The sequence below is a fragment of the Pseudoalteromonas phenolica genome, assembly GCF_001444405.1.
In the GTDB taxonomy this organism is placed as follows: Bacteria; Pseudomonadota; Gammaproteobacteria; order Enterobacterales; family Alteromonadaceae; genus Pseudoalteromonas; species Pseudoalteromonas phenolica.
Genome location: NZ_CP013187.1, coordinates 3212563 through 3235371, shown reverse-complemented (window position 1 = coordinate 3235371; position 22809 = coordinate 3212563). Strand labels below are relative to the sequence as shown.

Below are 22809 nucleotides of genomic sequence, written 5' to 3'. Positions count from 1 at the left end.
AACTACTATTTGTTATACCAATCCTCAAAATGATTGAGTATTATTGAGGATTGGTATTAAGCATCGCGTGGAAGTCCCTTTTCTATAATGCGGATCAAGCGCAATTGCTTTCTATCTTCATCACACTGTTTTTGCCTTTGTTGCTCTAAAGCCCATTCAATATGCTCTTTGACCAAGTCACTACTTTGATGAAAGGCACTTTCTAATGCGTCCACTATGGTTTGATTAAATGGTGCATTTCCTAACCCAACAGCTAGGTTCCTTTGCCAGCGTTCGAAACCAATCCGACGAATGGGACTACCTTCAGTATTTTTTAGAAATGTATCTTCTGTCCAACTAAATAGCGTCAGTAATTCTTGATCTTTGAGGTTCTTTCGAGGTGCAAAATCATCCTCTTGGGTGAGTTGTCCAAAACGATTCCATGGGCAAACAAGTTGGCAATCATCGCACCCATATACGCGATTACCAAGTAGAGGACGATATTGTTCTGGGATGGGGCCCTGCAACTCGATGGTTAAATACGAAATACACTTTCTAGCGTCAACAACATAGGGTTCAACGATGGCGCCAGTAGGACACAGTGTTAAACAGGCGGTGCATTTTCCACAGCCTTCCTCTTTATTTGATTCATCAATAGGAAGTGGTAAGTCGACAAATAACTCCCCTAAAAAAAACCATGACCCAGCTTGTTTATTGATTAATAAGCTATTCTTACCACGCCACCCAAGGCCTGCTTTTTCTGCGAGTTGGCGTTCTAATACTGGCGCTGAATCAACAAAAGGGCGAAAGCCAAATTGTCCAACTTCTTGCTCAATTTTTTGGCCAAGCTTTTTTAATTTGTTTCGGATCACTTTATGATAATCACGACCCAACGCATAGCGGCTAATATAGGCAGTTTCTTTGTTTCCAAGCGCCTTGGCAAAACTCGCTTCAGGCGGTAAATAGTTCATTTTTACACTGATTATCCGCTGAGTACCCGGGACAAGTTCCGCAGGTCTTGCTCGTTTCATGCCATGGGCGGCCATATAACTCATCTCACCATGATATCCATTATCTAACCAGCGTTGTAGTTGGGCTTCATGCTCACTCAGATCAATGTCAGTGATCCCAACTTCGGCAAAGCCAAATTCTTTACCCCATTGCTTAATTTTTGCAGCAAGTTCAATATAATCAATCTTAGTGGCAGTCACGGAATCATAATCTTGGAAGCTAAATACACCGCTAATTTACCACAATACGCGTATCTCGCCCAACAAGTACAAGCGTATGAGGCACAGGCAGCTCAAAAAATGGGTCTATCGTTATGGCAATTAATGCAACGAGCAGGTGAGGCGCTATTTTGCTTGTTCGACGCTGAGTTTGTCGACGCTGAGAGAATTTTGATCTTAGCGGGAAAAGGAAATAACGCAGGAGATGCTTACTTGCTGGCCGCGCATTTACAACAAACGGGCCGACAGGTGGTGGTTTATAGCGTATTTCCTCCCACTTTATTAGAAGGAAATGCGCTTAAAGCCTATCAGCATGCAAAATTGTGCGAAGTTGAGTTTAGTGCAGGTTGGCCTCAGCAGCAAAAGTTTGATGTGATAGTTGATGGTATATTTGGCACAGGGTTTAAAGGTGACTTAAGCGCTCCGCTTATCTCTATATTTAATCAATGTGAAAAAAGCACTGCAATTAAAGTAAGTATCGATGTACCAAGTGGAGTTAATGCAAATTCTTCAGAGGTCGCAATTGGTGCTTTTAGGGCTGATGTCACATTGACTTTTATCGCTTTAAAGCAGGGCTTATTAACGGGTAAAGCAACGGCGTATTGCGGTCGGCTCTACTTAGCTGAGTTGGGAGTTGCAGAGGCTTTCAGTGAGCTTGTCCAACCATCTGCAACTTATCTTAATCAACAAACGCATCTTGCAAATAACCCTGTGAGAACCATTGATACCTACAAAAACCAATGTGGTCACGTGTTATTGATTGGTGGTGGTAAAGGGATGGCTGGTGCCATAAGGCTGGCAGCCGAGGCCTGTTTACGTTCTGGCGCAGGGCTTGTCAGTGTTGCAACGCATCCAGATAATGTTGCTATGGTTTTGCAAGGGCGATATGAGCTTATGGTGCATGGTGTTGAAAATAACACTGATTTATTGGCACTTATGAATAAAGCTGATGTCTTAGTCTTGGGGCCGGGGTTAGGTCAATCTAGCTGGGCTGAAGCGTTGTTTGATACAGCTTTACAATTTAGTGGTGAAATAGTCGTAGATGCCGATGGCTTAAACTTACTGGCAAAACGGCCAAAAAAATTACCAAAGTGTGTGCTAACGCCACATGAAGGGGAGGCAAGGCGATTGTTAGATACGCATTGCAATATGTCTGCTCGCTTTGAAGTAGTGAAGTTACTCCATGAGAAATATATGGCTACTGCTGTATTAAAGGGGCCGGGTAGTTTGATATATGATGGCAACTGCACAGCGATTAACCGCTCAGGCACTGCAGCGATGGCAAGCGCTGGGATGGGAGACGTTTTATCTGGTATGATTGCTGCTTTAATTGCACAAGGTTTAGCTCCAAGTATTGCTGCGCAGTTGGCTGTGTATATTCATGGGTTAGCAGCGCAGATAGCCGCTAAAGATGGCGCAAAGGGGTTATTAGCCAGTGATTTATTCGTTTATATTCGACGTTTATTAGGATAAACATGCTTAACACGTTTACTTTATTGTTAGAGAATGAAGCTGCTACTGTGACTATGGGAAGAAGGCTTGCTCAAGTTGTTCAACAGGGCGCTGTGATTTTTTTGCATGGTGATCTTGGAGCAGGAAAAACCACCCTTACACGCGGTATTGTGCAAGGTTTAGGTCATACAGGTAAGGTTAAGAGCCCCACTTATACCTTAGTTGAACCATACGAATTAACACATTGCGCTGTGTATCATTTCGATTTATATCGTCTGGGCGACCCAGAAGAGTTAGAGTATATGGGCATTCGGGATTACTTTGCACTATCAGCGATTTGTGTGATTGAGTGGCCCGAAAAAGGGCAAGGTTTTATCCCAACTCCAGATTTAAACATTACTATGCAGTACCAAGGTGAGCAAAGGCAGATCAGTATAGAAGCTGAATCTGAGCGAGGTATTGCGTTATTAAAAACACTACAAAACGATGAACAATCTAAGAATAATTAAAATAATACAGTTCAGTCTTATCTTTTGCCTATTATTGAGCGTATCAGTATGGGCAAAAAATAGTATAGAAGGGGTTCGGGTCTGGCCTTCGCCAGAAAGTACCCGCGTAGTACTAGATATGTCTGCCAAACCTGAATTTAGCTATTTTATGCTAAAGAACCCACTTCGTTTAGTGGTTGACCTAGAAAACACAAAAAAACATAACAAACTGCCTGCGATCCCCAAAGAGCATCGTGTGATGTCTAAACTGCGTTACAGCAAACCCAAAAACGCCAAAAGTACGCGTTTGGTATTTGACTTAACGCGTACTGCTCGGCCTGTCATTTTTGCATTGGCACCTACTGGGCCTTATAAAAATCGTTTAGTTATAGATTTATATGGCAAGCAAAAGAGTTTAGAAGCGAACGATACGAAGAAAAAACGAGAACGCGTGACTGATCGAGATATTATTGTTGCGATTGATGCCGGTCACGGTGGCGAAGACCCAGGTTCAATTGGTCCTTCTGGCACCTATGAAAAAAATATAACGTTACCAATAGCCAAAAGGCTGGCGAGAATGATAGACGCAGAGCCAGGTATGCAAGCAAGGCTCACTCGTACTGGAGACTACTTTCTCAAGCTGAATACACGTACTTCAAAAGCCAGACAAAAGCGTGCTGATTTTTTTGTGTCTATTCATGCAGACGCATTTACTAGACCAGAGCCCAACGGCACTTCGGTTTGGGTATTGTCGCTCCGACGCGCGCAGTCAGAAACTGGTAAATGGCTAGAAGATAGAGAAAAGCACTCTCAATTATTAGGTGGGGCAGCTGATCTAATTAAAGATACAGCGAACGAACGCTATCTTGCGAAAGCGCTCTTAGATATGTCGATGGACCACTCGATGAAAACCGGCTTTACCGTGGCTGAAGAAGTCGTGAAAGAGCTAAAAAAAGTATCAAAATTACATAAAAAGACACCGCAATCAGCTAATTTTGGTGTGTTAAAGTCACCAGACATACCATCTATCTTGGTAGAAACTGGGTTTATCTCGAATCCAAAAGAAGAAAAAATGTTAAAAACGGCACGTCACCAAGAGCGATTGGCTCGAGCTGTTTTCAAAGCTATCCGTACTCATTATCAAAAGAACCCGCCAGATGACTCGCTATTTGCACGCTTGAAAGAAAATAAGCCTATGCAACATAAAGTAAAGCGAGGCGAGTCGTTAAGCTTGTTAGCACAGCGTTATGGCACCACGGTATCGGCGCTGAAAAAGGCCAATAAACTCAGTAAGAATACCTTGTATATTGGTCAGGTATTGAAGATCCCTAAAGTGTAGAGTTGCATGAGCATTGAAATTTTACCTGCCCGTTTAGCAAACCAAATTGCCGCGGGTGAAGTGGTTGAAAGGCCAGCTTCTGTTGTAAAAGAGTTAGTCGAAAATAGCATTGATGCTGGGGCAAATCGCATCACTATCGATATTGAACGCGGTGGACATAAGCTGATCCGCATTCGTGATAATGGTCACGGTATTGCAAAAGATGAACTCACATTGGCGCTCTCTCGCCATGCGACCAGTAAATTGAAAAGTTTAGATGATCTTGAATGCATCTCATCTCTAGGGTTTCGTGGTGAAGCCTTAGCATCTATAAGCTCAGTGTCTCGTCTAACGCTAAGTTCAAAGCCTGCCGCGCAAGAAACTGCTTGGCAAGCATTTGCAGAGGGAAGAGACATGGCTGTGCAGGTACAGCCAACCGCTCACCCCAATGGCACCACGATTGAAGTTAAAGATCTATTCTTTAACACCCCTGCTCGACGTAAATTTTTGCGCACTGAAAAAACAGAATTCAGTCATATTGATGAGTTGGTGAAGCGCATTGCGTTAAGTCGTTTTGATGTGGCAATTACTTTGACTCACAATAAAAAGGTGGTTCGCCAATACCGCGCTCGAACGCCAGAGCAGGGAACCGACAGAGTCGCGCAAGTGGCAGGAAAGACATTCGCAACTGACGCAGCATATATCGAATCCGGTGCTGAAGGGCTAAAGCTATATGGATGGGTATTGCCATGTGGAGATAGTGGCAATTCACAGTACACTTATGTGAATGGCCGAATGATGCGAGATAAACTCATTTTGCATGCAATACGCCAAGCATTTGAAGAGCAGATGGGGCAAATTGAATTGCCAGGCTTTGTAATTTATCTCGAATTGGACCCAAGACAAGTGGATGTTAATGTGCATCCAGCCAAGCATGAAGTGCGCTTTCACCAAGCGCGTTTAGTTCACGATTTTATTGTGCAAGCTGTGAAACAAGCTGTATTTATGCCTGAGCAAAGTGCTTTGAGTACAGATGTACATTCAGATTATGTCGAAGATGCGCAGCAGCAAAACTATCGCTCTGAACTTATACCGTCCTCAGAACCACTCGTTTCAGTGCCCTCAGGGTTTGATTTTACGCCCAAACCGAGTCAATTCTCATCAAGTTCTGGTCATAGTAGCAGGATGACTTCAGGCACATACTCAGGTGCGCGTTCAAAGGAAAATCAGCGTGCTACTGAGCAAACACAACATCAATATAATGCCAATGAGTTCTACCAAGCACTGACACCGCAAAATCAAGTATCGGTTGAGACTTCTTCACTCGAAAGTACTACACCAAATGCTGTGCGTGCAGAAGTCGATATTATGCCTTTGTCAGAGGGGATGTTGTTTGTTAAAAAGCGAAATCATATTCTGTTAAGCCATTATAAGTATGCTTTATTACCTTTATGGCTAGCTGATATTGAGCAAGATGCGGCATTGACTGGTAAGTCTTTACTGTTACCTGTTCGAGTAAATTTAGACTCGGTAAATAAGCAAGCGCTTGAGAAGAACCAATCTTGGCTAACTTTACTTGGGTTTGATATTCAGTTTTTTGAAAAATATATTATGGTCAAAAAGTTACCTCTCAATATATATAGCATTGATGTGGCTGAGCTAATCAATCGCACGTTAGAATGTTGTGCAAATGAGTTTAGTGATATTCAGGATTGGCTGGAATGGTTATATGAGCAGACTCCAACAAGTTATTTTGTTAGTGACAGCTTTACTAATTTACAAATAAAAATACAAAACAATACACAATGCCTTTCAGCAATAGAGAGAAAAGCAGTTAAACTAGACAGTAGTATGTTTAAAACAATTTTAGAGCAAGGCGCACAGTGAGTAAGTTACCTGTCATTACCCTAATGGGGCCAACAGCTGCTGGTAAAACAGCACTGGCAATTGAGTTATGTCAGCATTTAGACACAGAAATTATCAGTGTCGATTCTGCGCTGGTGTATAAAGGGATGGATATTGGTACTGCAAAGCCAAATGCGGAAGAGTTAGCCCAAGCACCACATAAACTAATTGATCTGATTGATCCTAAAGAAAGTTACTCGGTTGCAGAGTTTAGACGCGATGCCATTGAATGCATCGATGCGCTTCATGCTCAAGGTAAAGTACCTATTCTGGTTGGCGGTACCATGATGTACTTTAAGGGCTTAATTGAAGGGTTGTCACCTCTGCCTGAAGCGGATGACAAAGTGCGTGCCCAATTAGAGAAAGAAGCCAATGAACTAGGTTGGCCCGCTCTTCATGCTCTTTTGACTGAAGTTGATCCAGAAGCTGCAGCAAAAATAAGTGAAAACGACTCTCAACGCATTAACCGTGCACTAGAGGTGTATCGTTTATCGGGTAAAACCATGACTGAGTTACAGCAGCAAAAGCAGCCAGAGTTACCTTATACGTTTCATCAATTCGCTATCGCACCTTCTGACCGTAAAGTCTTACATGAAAGAATCGAAAAAAGATTTAAAATAATGTTAGATCAGGGGTTTAAAAATGAAGTTTTGACCTTATATAAGCGAGAAGACCTACATTTAGATTTACCGTCGATACGTTGTGTTGGATATCGACAGATGTGGGAACACTTAGCCGGCGAATACGATCACGATGAAATGTTATTTAAAGGAGTCGCAGCGACTAGGCAGCTAGCAAAGCGGCAATTAACTTGGTTGAGGGGATGGCCAAACGTGACTTGGTTAGAGACTGATGCGCAAGAAAACTTGCAACGTGTTCTAACTTCGCTAAGCTATTAGTAGTTGATAAATCAAGCTGTTCGAGTTTTCTCAACAAAGAAAATATAATAACACCTAAAACGAAGGATAAGACAATGGCAAAAGGCCAATCTTTACAAGACCCATTTTTGAATGTATTACGTCGTGAACGCATTCCTGTTTCAATTTTTTTAGTTAACGGCATCAAATTACAAGGTAAGATCCAATCTTTTGATCAATTCGTAATCTTACTTGAGAACACAGTAAACCAAATGGTTTACAAACACGCTATTTCAACAGTCGTTCCTGCTAGAGCAGTTAATTTCCAATCTGCGCAGAGCGGTGAGAGTTCAGATAACTCTGGTAGCGAAGAAGGTAATTATTAATTTATTAGGAGCGTAATGCTTGTTTGACCGTTATGAAGCCGGCGAACAGGCAATCTTAGTCCATATTGACTTTCAAAACGAAGGAGATCGAGAAGATCTCAAAGAGTTAGAAATGTTGGTATCTTCTGCTGGTGTTAGAAGTTTGGCGGTTGTGCAAGGCAGTCGCCAAGCACCAGATGCTAAATTGTTTGTCGGAACCGGTAAAGCAGAAGAGATTGCTGAGATTGTCAAAATCCACAATGCAGATGTCATCATCTTTAATCACCAGCTCAGCCCCTCTCAAGAAAGAAACTTAGAGAGTATCTGTAAGTGTCGTGTATTAGACAGAACGACGCTGATTTTAGATATTTTTGCCCAGCGAGCACGTACTCACGAAGGTAAGTTACAAGTCGAGCTTGCCCAACTTAGACATATTTCAACTCGTCTGATCCGTGGTTGGACCCACTTAGAGCGCCAAAAAGGCGGGATTGGCTTACGAGGCCCAGGTGAAACTCAGCTTGAAACCGATCGCCGTTTATTAAGAGAGCGTATAAAAAGTATACGAAAAAGGCTTGAGAAAGTAGCCACGGTTCGAGAGCAAGGTAGACGTGCACGTAGTCGAAATGAAGTGCCTACTGTGTCGTTAGTGGGTTACACCAATGCGGGTAAGTCTAGCTTATTTAATTTTGTTACTGATGCTGAGGTTTATGCAGCAGATCAGCTCTTTGCGACACTTGACCCAACGCTTAGAAAGTTAGAGATAGACGATATTGGTCCTGTCATTTTTGCTGATACGGTAGGATTTATAAGACATTTACCACACGATTTAGTTGCCGCCTTTAAAGCGACATTGACTGAGACTCGTGAGGCCGATCTACAATTGCATGTGATAGATGTTGCTGACAACAGAAGAAAAGAGAACATAGAAGAGGTACAATCGGTTCTTAAAGAGATTGAAGCAGATGAAATTCCTCAGCTTTTAGTCTATAACAAGATTGATCTCTTAGAAGATGTTAAGCCAAGAATTGATTTTAACGACGAAGGAGTGCCAATTCGCGTGTGGTTGTCAGCACAAACTGGCGAAGGCACTGAATTACTACTAGAGGCGATCTCTAAGCTACTGGCAAAGAAAGTGTTTGCTCACACACTTTGCGTACCACCTGCATCAGGCAAATTACGTGGTTCGTTGTTTAATTTAAATGGTGTAAAACAAGAAAACTATGATGAGCAAGGCAATTGGCTGCTTGATGTACGTATCCCACAAGTTGATTGGGAAAGACTGAAAAAAGAACAAGGTGCAAATATCGAGCAGTTCATCGTTTCAGATTAAACAAAGACTGTTACGATTTTCTTCGCATAAAGATATAAGTCATGCGAGATATTTGTTAGATTTAACTTAATTCATTTTAGATAACAATGGAGTATAGCTATGGCCTGGAATGAGCCGGGTAAGAATGGCAATGATAACGATCCGTGGAAAAACCGCGGTGGTAAAGATCAAGGCCCACCCGATCTTGACGAAGTATTCCGTAAATTCGGCGATAAGTTTGGCGGTATTTTTGGCGGCAAACCTGGTGGTAGTAACGGTGGTTTAGGCGGTGCAGGTATTACCTTTGTATTGCTAATCGCTATCGTTGTTTGGGCTCTAAGTGGTATTTATACCGTGAAAGAAGCCGAGCGAGGCATTGTATTACAGTTTGGTAAATTCGACCGAATTGCAGAGCCAGGCTTACGCTGGAAGGCAACGTTTATTGAACAAGTGATCCCAATCGACATCGAAGCAGTTCGCTCGTTATCGGCGTCAGGCTTCATGCTGACTGAAGACGAAAACGTAGTAAGTGTTGAATTCGAAGTTCAGTATCGTGTTGTAGACCCAACGCTATATCGCTTTAGCGTGACAGATGCTGATCACAGCTTACAACAAGCGCTTGATAGTGCGCTTCGTTATGTTGTTGGTCATTCACGCATGGACCAAGTGTTAACAACGGGTCGTGAAGTCGTTCGTCAACGTACATGGGACGAGTTAAATAAGATTATCGAACCGTACAACCTAGGCTTAATCGTCACTGACGTGAACTTTAAAGACTCTCGTCCGCCAGCTGAAGTAAAAGATGCGTTTGATGATGCGATTGCTGCACAAGAAGATGAAGAACGTTTCATTCGTGAAGCAGAAGCATATGAAAGAGAAATCGAGCCGCGTGCACGTGGTCAAGTTACTCGTATGACGCAAGAAGCTGAAGGTTACAAAGAGCGTATTATTCTTGAAGCACAGGGTGAAGTCGCACGATTTGAGCAGCTTTTACCTGAGTACCAAGCGGCGAAAGAAGTAACTCGTCAGCGTCTTTACATCGATATGATGGAAGAAGTATTAGGTAGCAGTAGTAAAGTGTTGGTTGATGTCAAAGGTGGTAACAACATGATGTATTTACCGCTTGATAAGATCATGCAGCGCAGTGGTCAACAAGGCGCCATGACACTACCAAATGCGAGCGACCTTAATCAATTACGTCAAACTTTAGGTCAGCAATCACGTAATAATAGTACTGTGAATAGCGCTAGAGACCGTTTTTCAAATGACAGATATAACAACAGTGGGAGATAAGCGTTATGAGAAATTTTAGTTCTATCCTCTTAATTGTTGCCGTGTTGATGTCATTTTCATCGGTGTTTGTTGTTAAAGAAGGTCAACGTGCGATTGTTTTACTATTCAGTAAGGTGCAAAAAGACAGTGAAGACAATGCGGTTGTATACGGCCCAGGTCTTCATTTCAAAGTACCTTTCTTTAGCCAAGTAAAGCAGCTTGATGCGCGTATTCAAACGCTTGACGGTGCACCAGATCGTTTCGTAACGAGTGAGAAAAAAGACTTAATTGTTGACTCATTTGTTAAATGGCGAGTGAACGATTTCAGTGCTTACTACCTGCGTGCGCGTGGTGATAAGCAATATGCTGAAACGCTACTTAAGCAAAAAGTGAACAACGGTCTGAGAACTAACTTTGGTAACCGTACAATCAAAGAGATTGTTTCTGGTGAGCGTAGTGAGTTAATGGCAGAAGCCTTGGTGCAAGCATCTGAGAGTGCAACTGAGTTAGGTATAGAAGTTTTAGACGTTCGTGTAAAACAAATTAATCTACCTAATGAAGTGAGTGAGTCAATCTTCCGTCGTATGCGTGCTGAGCGTACCGCGGTAGCTAAAGAGCACCGCTCTGAAGGTCAAGAAAAAGCTGAAACAATTCGTGCAGAAGTAGATCGTCGAGTGACAGTTATGCTTGCTGACGCTGAGCGTAATGCGCGAAGCGTACGAGGTGAAGGCGATGCAACAGCGGCTAAGATTTACGCTGATGCATACAATAAAGACGCGGAATTCTTCGGTTTCGTTCGTTCTTTAGAAGCATATAAGAAAACCTTTAATAACAAAGGCGATGTTATGGTGCTATCACCAGACAGCGAGTTCTTTGATTATATGAAGGATGCGAAAGGCGCGAAGTAATTTTCGCTACTTTCTAATTTAAAAGCCCTGAATTTTTCAGGGCTTTTTTGTTGCATTTCAAAACATTGTTCTATTCGCGCTCACAGTACAGAAAAAATACCACTTTTACGGTTATCTTCGTTGTCATTTTCTGGTAAAATCCTCGCCTAATTTTTTCTAAGTGATATTGCAATGGGTAAAAACGTCGTTGTACTAGGCACCCAATGGGGTGACGAAGGTAAAGGTAAAGTAGTTGATCTACTAACAGATAAAGCTTCTCTTGTTGTGCGTTATCAAGGTGGCCACAACGCGGGTCATACTTTGGTGATCAATGGTGAGAAAACAGTTCTACACTTAATCCCGTCAGGTATTTTACGTGACAATGTTAAGTGTGTAATTGGTAATGGTGTTGTGTTAGCACCTGACGCGTTAATGAAAGAAGTTGGTATGCTTGAAGAGCGTGGCGTACCTGTTCGTGAACGTCTACTTATCAGTGAAGCATGTCCTCTGATCTTGCCTTACCACGTAGCATTAGACCAAGCGCGTGAATTAGCGCGTGGTGAAAAAGCGATTGGTACAACTGGTCGTGGTATCGGTCCTGCCTATGAAGACAAAGTGGCTCGCCGCGGTCTTCGTGTTGGTGACCTATTCAACCCAGAGCAGTTTGCTGCAAAACTTAAAGAAATTCTTGAATACCATAACTTCACATTAGTTAACTACTACAAAGTAGACCCAGTTGACTTCCAGAAGACTTATGACGATGCAATGGCTGTTGCTGACATCTTAAAAGCTATGGTTGTAGATGTAACTGAACTTCTTGACCAAACACGTGAAGCTGGCGACAACATCTTGTTTGAAGGTGCTCAAGGTACACTTCTTGATATCGACCACGGTACATACCCATATGTAACGTCGTCAAATACAACCGCTGGTGGTGTTGCGACGGGTGCAGGTTTCGGTCCACTTAACCTAGATTATGTACTTGGTATCGTTAAAGCTTACACAACGCGTGTAGGTTCTGGTCCATTCCCTACAGAGCTTTACGATGGTCTTGATAAGCAAGATCCAGTCGGTAAGCACTTAGGTGATAAAGGTCATGAGTTCGGTGCGACAACTGGTCGTTTACGCCGTACAGGTTGGTTTGATGCAGTTGCAATGCGTCGCGCTGTACAGATTAACTCAATTTCTGGTTTCTGTTTAACTAAGCTAGACGTTCTTGATGGTGTTGAAACGATCAAGATCTGTACAGGTTACCAGTTAGAAGATGGCACAGTAACAAACGTTACACCACTTGCAGCTGAAGGCTACGAGAAAGTAACACCTGTTTACGAAGAAATGCCAGGTTGGTCTGAAAATACATTCGGTGCAACGTCAGTAGAGCAGCTTCCTGAAGCGGCTATCAACTACATCAAGCGTATCGAAGAGATCACAGGCGTACCAGTAGATATCATCTCTACAGGTCCTGACCGTATTGAAACAATGATTGTTCGTAACCCATTTGGTGCGTAATTCAATCTTGTTTTAAAAAAAGCTGCTTCGGCAGCTTTTTTTGTGCCTGAATCTTTTCGTGCTGTTTAACTTTGGTATATTTATTGAATGATCTGAGCGTCATTTATCTGGGTGAGTGTTTATGTTTCAAAAGCGTCATTTTATCGGCTTATTATTAGCCAGCATCAGTCAATTCTCTTTTGCACAGCCTGAAGAGTTAAAAGCCGTGCCGCTTTACACCCAAGCTGAATTAATTGAATTAATTAAAAAGAATCAGCATTTGAAGCGTGTAAAAGACGATGAATGTCAGCTAGTTCAAGATATCGAAGCTCGTGCAGAAACTATGGCTTTGCCCTCGTATCAATTTTTATATGGTGACATGCTGGCCTATGCAGTATGTGTAGAGCGCGACGTTGAACTTGGCCTTTATTATATGAAACAGGCAGCAGAGCAGGGTTTGGCGTCCGCATTGGAGCAGTTAGGTAGATATTACGATGTGGGGCAACTCGTGCAAGCAGATAAGGCGATGGCTATCACTTATTTGCGTGAAGCTGCAGCACAAGGTGACTTAAAAGCACAGATGCGTTTAGTGCGCTTATTTAACGAAGGTCATGGCAGCCCAAGAGATTACGAAGACGCTTATAGATGGTTATTTCACTCAGTGGTAGCAGACAAAAAGACCCACAAACAAATAGAGCAAGCATTGGCGAATTTAGCTAAAAAGATGCCTGAGAGTTTGGTTCGTAGAGCAAGGTTACCAATGTAAAGTTGGTAACCCGACTCACTAGTTATCAGCTCATAGCTTCAGATTCATTTTGTAGATATGAATCTTTCAGTACGCTCATCTTTGGAGGTTGTAAGGCGACAATTTTATCTCCCTCTTTTGGTACATATTTCTGCTCACTTACAAAAGGTCGAATTTCAAATTTTTCGTCATCCTTACTGTTGTCTTCAATGATAAATAAGGGCATAGCTTCCTTATTAATTTCTTGATACTTTTGCCAATCGAACTCTTCAGTTAGCTTAGTTGCGCTGATTTTTCCGCCTTTTGAGATAAGGCTACTTAGTTTGGCAAAGCTGCCAGAATCACCAAACAATATTTGCCTAGATAAAAAGGTCGCACTGTCTTTGTTTGCTTTGGCATGGTTTGTTGATGAACGCAATGAAAATACATTTTGTTCGTTTAACAAATGAGAAAAATATTGTACACCAAGTGCATTATGGTGACGGTTAGGAGAGAGAGCGAGTACTTTGTTTAACTGCGTCATTGGTAAGTAACGCTCAGCATGCTCAGATTGCGGGTTGCCATAGTAGCACTGTAAACCGTCCATTCGAGCCATTTTACAGTTTTCCCAAGCAGGATCTGATAAATGCACACTGATGTTTTGCTCTTGTAAACCTTTACCTATGGCTCTTGCAACATGATTTGCGCCAATAATAAGAAGCGTGTTTGGACTTGGCTGACGTACGCCTAAAAACTTAGCAAAGGGGGTGGCTGTTAGGCTTTGCAGTACCACTGTGACTATGATGACTGTAAAAATCAGCGGCACGATTTTTTCGGCATCAGGTATCCCTTTTTCAATCATACTTAGTGCAAAAACAGAACCTACAGCGGCAGCGACAATACCTCGAGGTGCAATCCAAGATAGCAGCACTCGAGATTTAAGAGATAGGTCAGAATTAAACGTTGAAACTGCAATACAAATAGGACGAGCAACGAATAAAACGATGGCGATAAAAATCACAGTATTTAAACCCAGTAACATAATATCGCTAATTTCTAACCTTGCAGCCAAGAGTATAAATAGGCTGGAGATTAAGATCATCGATAAATCTTCTTTGAACTCTAATACAGAATCAATTTCTAAATCATCTTGGTTACCCAGCCAAATACCAAACACAGTTACAGCTAACAGGCCAGATTCATGGCTTAAGTGATTTGACAGTGAAAAGCTAAACAAGACAAGAGCTAGGATCCCAAACTTGTGTAACTCATATGGCAGCCATTCTTTTCTAATTAATAGTGTAGTGAGCCAGCCACTGACTATGCCTATCCCGAGTCCAACCCCGAGTGTTGAGAAGAGGGCCCACATGGTATGACCAAACACCCCACCACTGCCGACCAAACTGACGGCTTCAAAAACGAGCACAGCAAATAATGCACCTATGGGATCAATAACAATACCTTCCCACCTCAATACACGGTCAATGTCTTGGTTTGGTCGCATTGCGTTGAGCATGGGGGCAATCACTGTCGGCCCTGTTACAACTAAAACCGCGCCTAAAATAGCAGCGACTCGCCAATCAAGTTCTAATATGTAGTAACCAGCTAAGGCAATGATGATAAAGGTTGCCAGCATACCTATTGAACATAGATTTCTGACTATTTTCCCTATTCCTTTGAGTTCTTTGAAATGAAGTGTAAGTGCGCCTTCAAAAAGGATAATTGCAACAGAAAGAGAGACTACAGGAAAAAGTAAATCACCAAGTAGCAAATCAGGATCGAGTTGACCACTAATAGGACCCAACACTAGCCCAACTAGCAATAAGAATAAAATTGCAGGTACTTTAAAGATCCAAGCTAACCACTGCGCAAACACTGAAAATATAGCAATTCCAGCAATATAAATAGCTGACATGAACTCTCCTGTATACAACCTCGCCATTTTGTTTGGCTTATCAATCTAAATAGATTGCAGCTTAATTTGAACAAAAAAACTTAAGCGCAACTAAGTTAGAAATTATATTAAGAACAACTAAGTAGAAACTTTTATCCTGTTTTTGTAAATCAATACCGAGAAAAAATGATTATTAAATTAAGCATTCCATTAATGTGAAACTAATTAATGGCTATTCCTGCAAACGTGCTCAATAAAACGAATTGTCAAAAGCCGAGTTATATTCGTGTTAAGCATAGTTTTTAAACTAACTAACTTAAACATAGACCTGATTAGGAGAATATGTATTTAAAATGAAGAAATAATGAAAGGTGGAAAGTGGTGGAGCTAAGCAGGATCGAACTGCTGACCTCCTGCGTGCAAGGCAGGCGCTCTCCCAGCTGAGCTATAGCCCCACATTCCAGTTTGGATACGCTGAGAAATTTATAGTTTTTTTATTTCTCCGTCAATACTGGGGGTAAAAAAATCACAAAGTTTTTGCATGCTTTGTTACACTGATGGTCAAAATAATAAGCATGTTAGTCAGTTTACTATGTTGAAACTCCCTTTTCTGTTCGGACTTATGACGGTTTTTTTGTCTGGATGTATGACAAAGCCTGATGAGCCATTTAAAGTTGCAGATCAAACATTACACACACGTCTGGCTGATGATGGTTCAAAATTATTTGCCTTTATTGTAACCGTCGAGAAACAAGCTCGGGTGAAGTTAGACACTCGTAAAGAGATCTCACGTAGTGAGTTTAAGATGTTTTTAAATGAAGAGCATATCGAAGACTCTCCTGCATTGAAATTAGCCTTAGAAGAGCGTGCGGTACAGCTTTTAAAAACGGCTCTAGGCGTACAGGGTTATTGCCAGCAAGGTTATGATATTGAAGAGGTGTATTGGAAAGAGCGCAAGGTGCAATTAAGAGGTCAGTGTCGTGACTGAAGTTACGAAGGTGAATAAGTTAACTGAGTTAGAGAGCTTATTTAAACAATTAAATCTTAATGCAATAAAATACCAACACCCGCCTTTACACACGTGCCAAGATGCAGATGAACTTAATCTCAATCGGGCTGGTGTGAGGATAAAAAATTTATTTTTACGAGATAATTACGGTAAGCGACATTTCCTATTGTTGGTGCCTGCTGATTATCAGGTGGATTTAAAAGCGCTGTCTAAACAGCAACAGTTATCGCGATTGGGATTTGCATCATCTCAACGATTAGCTAAGTATTTAGGTGTTAAACCGGGCTGTGTTTCTGCATTAGCGGTTTTCAACGATACTGAACAAGTTGTCACAGTATGGGTAGAATCAAGTCTATGGCAGGCTGAGCAATTTCAGTGTCACCCGTTTTTCAATGATCAGACTTGGGTGTTAAACAAAGCAGATTTAGAGCGTTTTTTTGAGTACACAGGTCATGCACCTCAGGTTATAGATGTGCCTTGTTTGTAGTTTGCAAGGCATGCAATAAGCCCAAATGAGCAGCAAACTAATAAACAAGCCAAAAACGCGATATAGCCATATTCTTCAAAGATAAACCCAGGTAAGAATGAGCCGAGTGCGCCACCACTGTAATAAAAAGACACATAGGCACCGTTAGTCACAGAAGCTGGTGCCGTACTAATTTTGTTAGCTAACGGCGCTGCGGTTGCGTGTATAACGAACATACAACCACAGAAAAGGGTAAAACTGATAATAAATAAGCTTAATATATGACTTGTCAGCATGATGTGGCTTATACAATATAAAATGAACATTAGGCTTAGCAGTGCCCATGCGTTTTTAACTTTCCTATTAAGCCATGGTGTGCACACAGACAAAATTGCTCCGACCAAATAGCCAGTGTAGATAAAACCAATTTCTTTATTATCCGTAATGCCATATTGGTTTTGTACAATAAAGGGTAAAAAGTTTAGCAATGCGGCAAAGCAAAAAAACATGAAAAATACTGCTACGAATAGGCGTAAAAGAACAGTGTCTTTTAAATGTGCTAAATGCAACCAAGGCTTTATTTTTTGTTTAGTACTCTCTTCTCTTTTAACTTGTTTAGGAATGATCATCGCAAGGACAACTAAGCTCACACTAACTAAGTAGAAAAAGTTCTGCCATTGCCAAAATGCGGCAAAGTTTGCTGCAAGCATCCTGCCTAAGTAACCCCCAATAATTGAACTACCAATATAAAGGGTCATATTTCTTTGTAATGCATCACCTTGAAAAGTGGTGCCGATATAACTTGTCATGCCTATTAGCGCAGCAGGTAATGTAAGGCCCTGTATAAGTCGACAAATTAATAGTCCTGAGAAGTAATCTGAATAGGCAAAAAGTAAGTTACTTGCAGCAAGGATCAGTAAGGCGATACGCAAAATTGACAATGGATTGAACTGGCTCAGCATAACGCCGTAGCAAAGTGGTGCGATGGCAAGTGGGAGCATAGTCACAGTCATTAATGTTCCACTGTTTGCAATTGAAACATCATATAGTTCAGAAAAAATAGGTAGTAGAGGTTGAGGGGCGTATAAGACTAAAAATGTACAGACAGAGCAAAGCAGTAATTTAAATAATGACATGGTGTCTGATACCCAAAACAGCGCAAATAAGAAACTATTGTGCTAAACCTTAATAGGCTAGTTAAATATTAAAGTTTAATTGCAGAGCATGTTAATGCATGAAACGCGTTAAGTTTAAAGCTTTATCAATTAGTTGGTAATTTTTTGCGCTAAATCACACTTTATTTGCTTTACTTTAGTTAGATTGCAGTTGCACCTCTCTTTGTCGTGTCGTGCATCTGAGTTAATATATTGGGAATTGTATTTTCATGGAGTTGCAGCATGGGTTCTCTACAAGACCAATTACTAAAAGCAGGTTTAACGACTGAGCATAAAGCCAAAGTTGCTAAAACCGAAAAACGTAAAGCACAAAAGAAGAAAAAGAAAAAAGGCGCGACAAGTGATCAATCTGACTTACAAAAGCATATTGAACAAACAAAGCTTGAACAGCAGCGCAAAGCTGAAGAGCTAAATCAAGCTAAGCAAGCAGAGTTAAAAGAGCGCGAGCAAGTTGCGCGTGTTAAGCAAATTTTAGAGCACCACAACCAAGATGAAATTCGTGGTGAAGTCACGTTCAATTTTACGTATGACAATAAAGTAAAAGAGTTGGATGTAAACGAGCAAACTAAACAGGCCTTATCAAAAGGGCGTTTAGCAATTTGTGTTCTTGAAGGTAAGTTTTACGTACTTCAAGACGAGCCAGCGCGAAAGATTGCAGAAGTTGATGAGAAATACATTGTTTTCCATGTTGCTGACGATACAGCAGAAAGCGATGAAGACGACCCTTATGCGGGTTATGAGATACCAGACGATCTAACTTGGTAAAGTCGTGATTGGGGCAAGTAAAGAATTCATATAGTCACACAAGAAGAGAAAATTATGAGTAAAGTAAAATATCTGGTTTTAGGTGCAGGCATTGCGTTCACTGCATTTGCAAACAATGCAGAAGCTGCAGATGGCAAAGCGTTATACACGGCAAAAATGTGCCAAACATGTCACGGTGCTGAAGGTAAAGCACCTATCATGGACGCTTACCCTAAAATCAATGGTCAAAACAAAACATACCTACTTAACCAAATGAAAGACATCAAATCTGGCGCGCGCGCAAACGGCATGTCTATGGCAATGAAAGCGATGGTTGCAAACGTATCTGACGCTGAGCTAGAAGCGATTGCTGATTATTTATCAAAAGTTAAGTAATCTTCACTGGATTATGAAAAAACCACCGCATGTCGGTGGTTTTTATTTTATTGAACATCGAACAAGAGTCATTTAGACTTCTAAACTTCTAAATTGGCTGGTTGAGCCAAGTTAATTTTTTAAGGCAAATTATGTTTGAACTACCAAAACTCAACTTAAAAGACAAAGTCAGCGAACAAGAATGGCAACTTCGTGTTGATTTGGCTGCGTGTTATCGTCTAGTTGAGCATATGCGTTGGGGCGATTTAATTTACACGCATATGTCAGCGCGTTTACCGGGGACAGATCATTACTTGGTGAATGCATTTGGTTTGAGTTTTGATGAAGTGACAGCATCTAATTTAGTGAAGGTTGACTTACAAGGTAATATTTTGGATGACACGCCATTCGAAATAAATCCTGCTGGGTTTACCATTCACAGCGCTATTCATGAAGTAAGAGAAGACGCACACTGTGTGATCCACTTACATACAAAAGAAACCATCGCTGTTGCCAGCCTTGAATGTGGTCTATTGCCATTAAGCCAACACTCAATGTTCTCATTACCCTCTTTGTCTTATCACGGTTATGAAGGCTTAGCGGTAAATGAAGACGAAAAAGTGCGCTTACAGAATGACTTAGGTACTACTAACCATATGTTGTTAGTTAACCATGGTGGTTTGACCGTAGGTCCAACGGTGGGTGATGCCTTTATGCGTTTTTATGACTTACAGCGTGCTTGTGAGATTCAAGTCGCGATTCAAGCGACGGGCCAAAAAGCCGTGCCTGTGCCTCAACCAATCATTGACAATATTTATAATCAAGCAAATGTCGTTCATAGCGGTAGTACAGGTGGTCAGTTAGCCTGGCCTGCAATGCTGAGAAAAGCATACCGCCTTGATCCTAGTTTTGCTGAATAGGAGCTAACATGAAAGTAACTCGCGTCGAAGTTTTTGATATCCATTGTCCAGACAGACCAGCTTGGACTCCAGTTTTTGTTCGTATTCATACTGATGAAGGTATCAGTGGGGTAGGTGAAGCCGGTCTTGCTTATGACTTAGGTCACAGTGCGGCAGCGAGTATGATCAAAGAAATGGCAGAAGCTTTTCTTATTGGTCATGACCCATTTCAAACAGAAATGCTTTGGTCACGTATGCTACGTGAAAGTTTTTGGGGATTAGGTGGTGGCCCTGTAGTTTACGCTGCGATGAGTGCCATAGATACTGCACTTTGGGATATTAAAGGCAAAGCATTAAATCTGCCCGTTTATCAACTTCTTGGTGGTAAGGTAAACCCAGAGCTTCGTACCTATGCGTCGCAATTACAGTTTGATTGGGATGATGAGTTCAAAGCCCTTGTACAGCCTCATGAATATGCAGAAGCGGCACACAAAGCAATTGCCGAAGGATACGACGCGGTTAAAGTTGACCCTATCATGTATGACAAAGACGGTAATACGTATTACGACCGTACTAAGCTTATCTCTCGCGCTGAAATGAAGTTATACCGTGCGCGTATGGCGGCTATTCGTGAAGCGGTAGGCGACGAAGTAGACATTATTTTTGAATGTCATAGTCTACCAGGGGCTACTTCAGCCATTCAAATTGGTGAGATCGCAGAAGAGTTCGACTGTATGTATTACGAAGAGCCGGTGAATTACTTAAACCACTCTTTACATGCGAAAGTTGCCGATAAAGTAGCAGTACCAATTGCTGGTGGTGAGCGTTTATATAACCGCTGGGGTGTCCGTCCATATTTAGAAGACCAAAGTGTTGATGTATTACAGCCAGACATCGGTCTATGTGGTGGTTTTACTGAAACGAAGAAAGTGTGTGATTACGCGGATATCTTTGATGTACGTATTCAAGCGCACGTATGCGGTGGCCCTGTAGCAACGGCTGCATCGCTTCATTTAGAAACGGCTATTCCTAACTTCTTAATTCATGAGCACCATACTTATGCGATCAAGAAATGGAATCGTGAACTGTGTATTCAAGATCCACAGCCTAAAAATGGCGTATTCAAAGTATCAGAAGCACCAGGTATTGGTATTGAGTTAAATGATGAAGTGGTTATGCGTTCAACACGTGTTGAAATCAAATAACAGCTAAGTACCACTAAATCCAAAAAAGGGTCACATTTCAGTGACCCTTTTTTATGGCTTAATCTTAGCTTGGTGGTGCATTAACTAAACTTAGCCATCTCATGCTCAAGGTCTTTCGCCAGCCCTTTAATACTATCTGTTGAACTATGCGCATGATGAGATACATTGGCAGTTTGCGCTGCAGTATCAGAAATAGTGACTACACGCTGAGCGGTATCTTCTCCAGCAGCGAGCTGCTCTTTGGCTGCATGGGCAATCTGATCGCTCATTTGTGAGATAGCGCCCAGAGAATTTGCAACCATCTGTAACGCATCACTGGCATCCTTAGACATTTTAACGGTTTTCTCAGACGTTTCTACGCTTAAGCTCACAGAGTTTTTCGCCTCTTGTGTTGCGGATTGAAGATTACCAATCATGGTATGAATCTCTTCAGTGCTTGACTGAGTTCTTTGTGCTAATTGTCTTACTTCATCAGCTACCACCGCGAACCCTCGACCTTGCTCACCAGCTCGGGCTGCTTCGATGGCCGCATTTAACGCTAGTAGGTTAGTTTGTTCCGCAATGCTTTGAATAACGCTAAGTACATTCGCAATATTTTTAACTTCATCATCAAGGATACGGATATTATTACCAGCGCTGTCAATTTGCTGCTCTAACAAAGCGATTGCTTGCGCGGCTTCAGAGGTTTGCTTGTCAGCATTTTGGCCTTGCTGTTCAGCTTCTTGAACCGAGTGAGCTGCTTGTTCTGCATGTTCAACCACGGTTTGCGCCGAGGCAGTCAGCTCGGTAATAGCAGAGGCAACCATTTGAGTCTCTTCACTTAAGCTACGAGTAAGTTGCTCTAACTCTTCTGAACGGGCCTCACCATCATGGCTTTGTGATTGTAACTCATTGCTAACATGTTGAATGCCATCTACAACACCTTTTAAGCCTTGTTGCATATACTGCATGGCAGCAATGATGCTTTCTTCATTGGCGTTGTTGGTGTTGATATCGGAGCTTAAATTGCCGCGTGAGACACGTTTTACGATTGAAAGTACTGTATCTAGTTCAGCCCCCAACTTGTTAGACAGTCCTAAACCAAACTTAGCCAAAGCAAACGCCAATGCTGTTGCGATGATAAGAGAAATAGCTAAAAGCCACTGTGCAGTGTTCCAATAACGTTCACTGACCTCTTTCATACTGATACCAGTGCCAATATACCAGCCAAAGCGAGATGTTTTTTGAACAACCGAGGTGAGGTCAACGACTTCACCATCTCGGACAGAGTCCCAGTGATAAGTGATGATGCGATTGGTTTTATTTCCGACCAGTCTTTTCACTTTCTGACCTATGCTTTGGCCACTGGCATCTTTAAAGTCGTTAAAGCTGGTGCCTTGCAACTCTGGGTCATGAGGGGTTGCGATAAAATCGAGTTTATCATCCACGACATACACATATTCTGAATCGTGATACTTGTTTTCTCGAAGCATTTCTGTGGCAAGCTTCTTTGCTTGCGCTTCGTCTAATTCGCCTGTTGCAACATAATGCTCAAATTGCTCGACAATATTTACTGTGCTTTTCATAAGTTGATTAATACGGGCTATGTTATCGCTTTCACTTGCATGACGAAGGGCTTGTAAACCAAATATGGCAACCACTAAAAGCGAGACGAAAATTGCCGCAGTAAATAAAATTATTTTTATTCTTAAGGTGATACCAGACAGCACGACGGACTCCTAACTTAATTTAGTCTTTCATGTCTAACATGATTATAGGGTAGATGTTAA

At 41.7% G+C, this 22809-nt stretch carries 21 protein-coding genes and 1 tRNA gene; 17 read left to right on the top strand and 5 right to left on the bottom strand.

Annotation, left to right across the window (positions count from 1 at the left end):
- Nucleotides 1-56: 56 nt before the first annotated feature.
- A complete protein-coding gene (gene queG, locus PP2015_RS14505; protein ID WP_058030985.1) occupies nucleotides 57-1190 on the bottom strand; it encodes a tRNA epoxyqueuosine(34) reductase QueG in 1134 nt (377 codons plus the stop codon).
- Between the two features lie 12 nt (nucleotides 1191-1202).
- Between queG and PP2015_RS14500 the strand changes: the two genes are divergently transcribed.
- From PP2015_RS14500 to PP2015_RS14450, 11 genes are all read left to right on the top strand, one after another.
- Nucleotides 1203-2681: a bifunctional ADP-dependent NAD(P)H-hydrate dehydratase/NAD(P)H-hydrate epimerase gene (locus PP2015_RS14500; RefSeq protein ID WP_058030984.1), complete on the top strand. Its 1479-nt coding sequence runs from the start codon at nucleotides 1203-1205 to the stop codon at nucleotides 2679-2681.
- Between the two features lie 2 nt (nucleotides 2682-2683).
- Nucleotides 2684-3169 carry a tRNA (adenosine(37)-N6)-threonylcarbamoyltransferase complex ATPase subunit type 1 TsaE gene (gene tsaE / locus PP2015_RS14495; protein WP_058030983.1) on the top strand — a complete coding sequence of 162 codons (486 nt, stop codon included), beginning with the start codon at nucleotides 2684-2686 and terminating at the stop codon, nucleotides 3167-3169.
- On the top strand, nucleotides 3147-4487 hold the full coding sequence (locus PP2015_RS14490) for an N-acetylmuramoyl-L-alanine amidase (protein WP_058030982.1): 1341 nt from the start codon (nucleotides 3147-3149) through the stop codon (nucleotides 4485-4487). The genes tsaE and PP2015_RS14490 overlap by 23 nt, the downstream gene beginning before the upstream one ends.
- A 6-nt stretch (nucleotides 4488-4493) precedes the next feature.
- Nucleotides 4494-6353 (top strand): DNA mismatch repair endonuclease MutL, encoded by a 1860-nt coding sequence (mutL, locus tag PP2015_RS14485; RefSeq protein ID WP_058030981.1) that lies wholly within the window; start codon nucleotides 4494-4496, stop codon nucleotides 6351-6353.
- Nucleotides 6354-6376: 23 nt separating this feature from the next.
- On the top strand, nucleotides 6377-7270 hold the full coding sequence (gene miaA / locus PP2015_RS14480; RefSeq protein ID WP_058031661.1) for a tRNA (adenosine(37)-N6)-dimethylallyltransferase MiaA: 894 nt from the start codon (nucleotides 6377-6379) through the stop codon (nucleotides 7268-7270).
- A 74-nt stretch (nucleotides 7271-7344) separates the two neighbouring features.
- On the top strand, nucleotides 7345-7614 hold the full coding sequence (gene hfq, locus PP2015_RS14475) for an RNA chaperone Hfq (protein ID WP_058030980.1): 270 nt from the start codon (nucleotides 7345-7347) through the stop codon (nucleotides 7612-7614).
- A gap of 19 nt (nucleotides 7615-7633) precedes the next feature.
- A complete protein-coding gene (gene hflX, locus PP2015_RS14470; RefSeq protein ID WP_058030979.1) occupies nucleotides 7634-8923 on the top strand; it encodes a ribosome rescue GTPase HflX in 1290 nt (429 codons plus the stop codon).
- Nucleotides 8924-9022: 99 nt separating this feature from the next.
- Nucleotides 9023-10195, top strand: a complete 1173-nt coding sequence (gene hflK / locus PP2015_RS14465) for an FtsH protease activity modulator HflK (RefSeq protein WP_058030978.1) — start codon at nucleotides 9023-9025, stop codon at nucleotides 10193-10195.
- Nucleotides 10196-10200: 5 nt separating this feature from the next.
- A complete protein-coding gene (gene hflC / locus PP2015_RS14460) occupies nucleotides 10201-11082 on the top strand; it encodes a protease modulator HflC (RefSeq protein WP_058030977.1) in 882 nt (293 codons plus the stop codon).
- Between the two features lie 171 nt (nucleotides 11083-11253).
- Nucleotides 11254-12570: an adenylosuccinate synthase gene (locus PP2015_RS14455; RefSeq protein ID WP_058030976.1), complete on the top strand. Its 1317-nt coding sequence runs from the start codon at nucleotides 11254-11256 to the stop codon at nucleotides 12568-12570.
- 121 nt (nucleotides 12571-12691) lie between these two features.
- Nucleotides 12692-13315: a tetratricopeptide repeat protein gene (locus PP2015_RS14450; RefSeq protein WP_058030975.1), complete on the top strand. Its 624-nt coding sequence runs from the start codon at nucleotides 12692-12694 to the stop codon at nucleotides 13313-13315.
- 25 nt (nucleotides 13316-13340) lie between these two features.
- Here the strand turns inward: PP2015_RS14450 and PP2015_RS14445 are convergent, their stop codons facing one another.
- Nucleotides 13341-15188 (bottom strand): cation:proton antiporter, encoded by a 1848-nt coding sequence (locus PP2015_RS14445; RefSeq protein WP_058030974.1) that lies wholly within the window; start codon nucleotides 15186-15188, stop codon nucleotides 13341-13343.
- 358 nt (nucleotides 15189-15546) lie between these two features.
- Nucleotides 15547-15622 (bottom strand) — tRNA-Ala (locus PP2015_RS14440).
- Between the two features lie 191 nt (nucleotides 15623-15813).
- On the opposite strand from PP2015_RS14440, the gene PP2015_RS14435 reads away from it, so the two are divergent.
- Both PP2015_RS14435 and PP2015_RS14430 read left to right on the top strand, forming a co-directional pair.
- Nucleotides 15814-16155 (top strand): hypothetical protein, encoded by a 342-nt coding sequence (locus PP2015_RS14435; RefSeq protein ID WP_128724732.1) that lies wholly within the window; start codon nucleotides 15814-15816, stop codon nucleotides 16153-16155.
- Complete coding sequence (locus PP2015_RS14430; RefSeq protein ID WP_227009225.1) at nucleotides 16148-16663, top strand: prolyl-tRNA synthetase associated domain-containing protein; 516 nt, start codon at nucleotides 16148-16150, stop codon at nucleotides 16661-16663. The genes PP2015_RS14435 and PP2015_RS14430 overlap by 8 nt, the downstream gene beginning before the upstream one ends.
- Here PP2015_RS14430 and PP2015_RS14425 read toward each other — a convergent pair.
- Nucleotides 16636-17778 (bottom strand): MFS transporter, encoded by a 1143-nt coding sequence (locus tag PP2015_RS14425; RefSeq protein ID WP_058030973.1) that lies wholly within the window; start codon nucleotides 17776-17778, stop codon nucleotides 16636-16638. The two genes, PP2015_RS14430 and PP2015_RS14425, sit on opposite strands and share 28 nt — an antisense overlap.
- A 261-nt stretch (nucleotides 17779-18039) precedes the next feature.
- On the opposite strand from PP2015_RS14425, the gene PP2015_RS14420 reads away from it, so the two are divergent.
- The 4 genes from PP2015_RS14420 to PP2015_RS14405 all read left to right on the top strand — a co-directional run bounded on the left by PP2015_RS14420 (nucleotide 18040) and on the right by PP2015_RS14405 (nucleotide 21040).
- Nucleotides 18040-18582, top strand: coding sequence for a DUF2058 domain-containing protein (locus PP2015_RS14420; protein WP_058030972.1), 543 nt, complete (start codon nucleotides 18040-18042; stop codon nucleotides 18580-18582).
- 54 nt (nucleotides 18583-18636) lie between these two features.
- Nucleotides 18637-18957 carry a c-type cytochrome gene (locus PP2015_RS14415; protein ID WP_058030971.1) on the top strand — a complete coding sequence of 107 codons (321 nt, stop codon included), beginning with the start codon at nucleotides 18637-18639 and terminating at the stop codon, nucleotides 18955-18957.
- A 131-nt stretch (nucleotides 18958-19088) separates the two neighbouring features.
- Nucleotides 19089-19856: a class II aldolase/adducin family protein gene (locus PP2015_RS14410; RefSeq protein WP_058030970.1), complete on the top strand. Its 768-nt coding sequence runs from the start codon at nucleotides 19089-19091 to the stop codon at nucleotides 19854-19856.
- A gap of 8 nt (nucleotides 19857-19864) precedes the next feature.
- On the top strand, nucleotides 19865-21040 hold the full coding sequence (locus PP2015_RS14405; RefSeq protein WP_058030969.1) for a mandelate racemase/muconate lactonizing enzyme family protein: 1176 nt from the start codon (nucleotides 19865-19867) through the stop codon (nucleotides 21038-21040).
- An 80-nt stretch (nucleotides 21041-21120) separates the two neighbouring features.
- Here PP2015_RS14405 and PP2015_RS14400 read toward each other — a convergent pair whose 3' ends face one another.
- Nucleotides 21121-22749, bottom strand: a complete 1629-nt coding sequence (locus tag PP2015_RS14400; RefSeq protein WP_058030968.1) for a methyl-accepting chemotaxis protein — start codon at nucleotides 22747-22749, stop codon at nucleotides 21121-21123.
- Between the last annotated feature and the right edge of the window lie 60 nt (nucleotides 22750-22809).

What these genes read in the sequence shown, in the direction of transcription:
- tsaE (WP_058030983.1), top strand. Translation starts at nt 2,684, where the DNA reads ATGCTTAACACGTTTACTTTATTGTTAGAGAATGAAGCTGCTACTGTG.
- PP2015_RS14490 (WP_058030982.1), top strand. Translation starts at nt 3,147, where the DNA reads ATGAACAATCTAAGAATAATTAAAATAATACAGTTCAGTCTTATCTTT.
- mutL (WP_058030981.1), top strand. Translation starts at nt 4,494, where the DNA reads ATGAGCATTGAAATTTTACCTGCCCGTTTAGCAAACCAAATTGCCGCG.
- miaA (WP_058031661.1), top strand. Translation starts at nt 6,377, where the DNA reads ATGGGGCCAACAGCTGCTGGTAAAACAGCACTGGCAATTGAGTTATGT.
- hfq (WP_058030980.1), top strand. Translation starts at nt 7,345, where the DNA reads ATGGCAAAAGGCCAATCTTTACAAGACCCATTTTTGAATGTATTACGT.
- hflK (WP_058030978.1), top strand. Translation starts at nt 9,023, where the DNA reads ATGGCCTGGAATGAGCCGGGTAAGAATGGCAATGATAACGATCCGTGG.
- hflC (WP_058030977.1), top strand. Translation starts at nt 10,201, where the DNA reads ATGAGAAATTTTAGTTCTATCCTCTTAATTGTTGCCGTGTTGATGTCA.
- PP2015_RS14455 (WP_058030976.1), top strand. Translation starts at nt 11,254, where the DNA reads ATGGGTAAAAACGTCGTTGTACTAGGCACCCAATGGGGTGACGAAGGT.
- PP2015_RS14450 (WP_058030975.1), top strand. Translation starts at nt 12,692, where the DNA reads ATGTTTCAAAAGCGTCATTTTATCGGCTTATTATTAGCCAGCATCAGT.
- PP2015_RS14445 (WP_058030974.1), bottom strand. Translation starts at nt 15,188, where the DNA reads ATGTCAGCTATTTATATTGCTGGAATTGCTATATTTTCAGTGTTTGCG.
- PP2015_RS14435 (WP_128724732.1), top strand. Translation starts at nt 15,814, where the DNA reads ATGACAAAGCCTGATGAGCCATTTAAAGTTGCAGATCAAACATTACAC.
- PP2015_RS14425 (WP_058030973.1), bottom strand. Translation starts at nt 17,778, where the DNA reads ATGTCATTATTTAAATTACTGCTTTGCTCTGTCTGTACATTTTTAGTC.
- PP2015_RS14420 (WP_058030972.1), top strand. Translation starts at nt 18,040, where the DNA reads ATGGGTTCTCTACAAGACCAATTACTAAAAGCAGGTTTAACGACTGAG.
- PP2015_RS14415 (WP_058030971.1), top strand. Translation starts at nt 18,637, where the DNA reads ATGAGTAAAGTAAAATATCTGGTTTTAGGTGCAGGCATTGCGTTCACT.
- PP2015_RS14410 (WP_058030970.1), top strand. Translation starts at nt 19,089, where the DNA reads ATGTTTGAACTACCAAAACTCAACTTAAAAGACAAAGTCAGCGAACAA.
- PP2015_RS14405 (WP_058030969.1), top strand. Translation starts at nt 19,865, where the DNA reads ATGAAAGTAACTCGCGTCGAAGTTTTTGATATCCATTGTCCAGACAGA.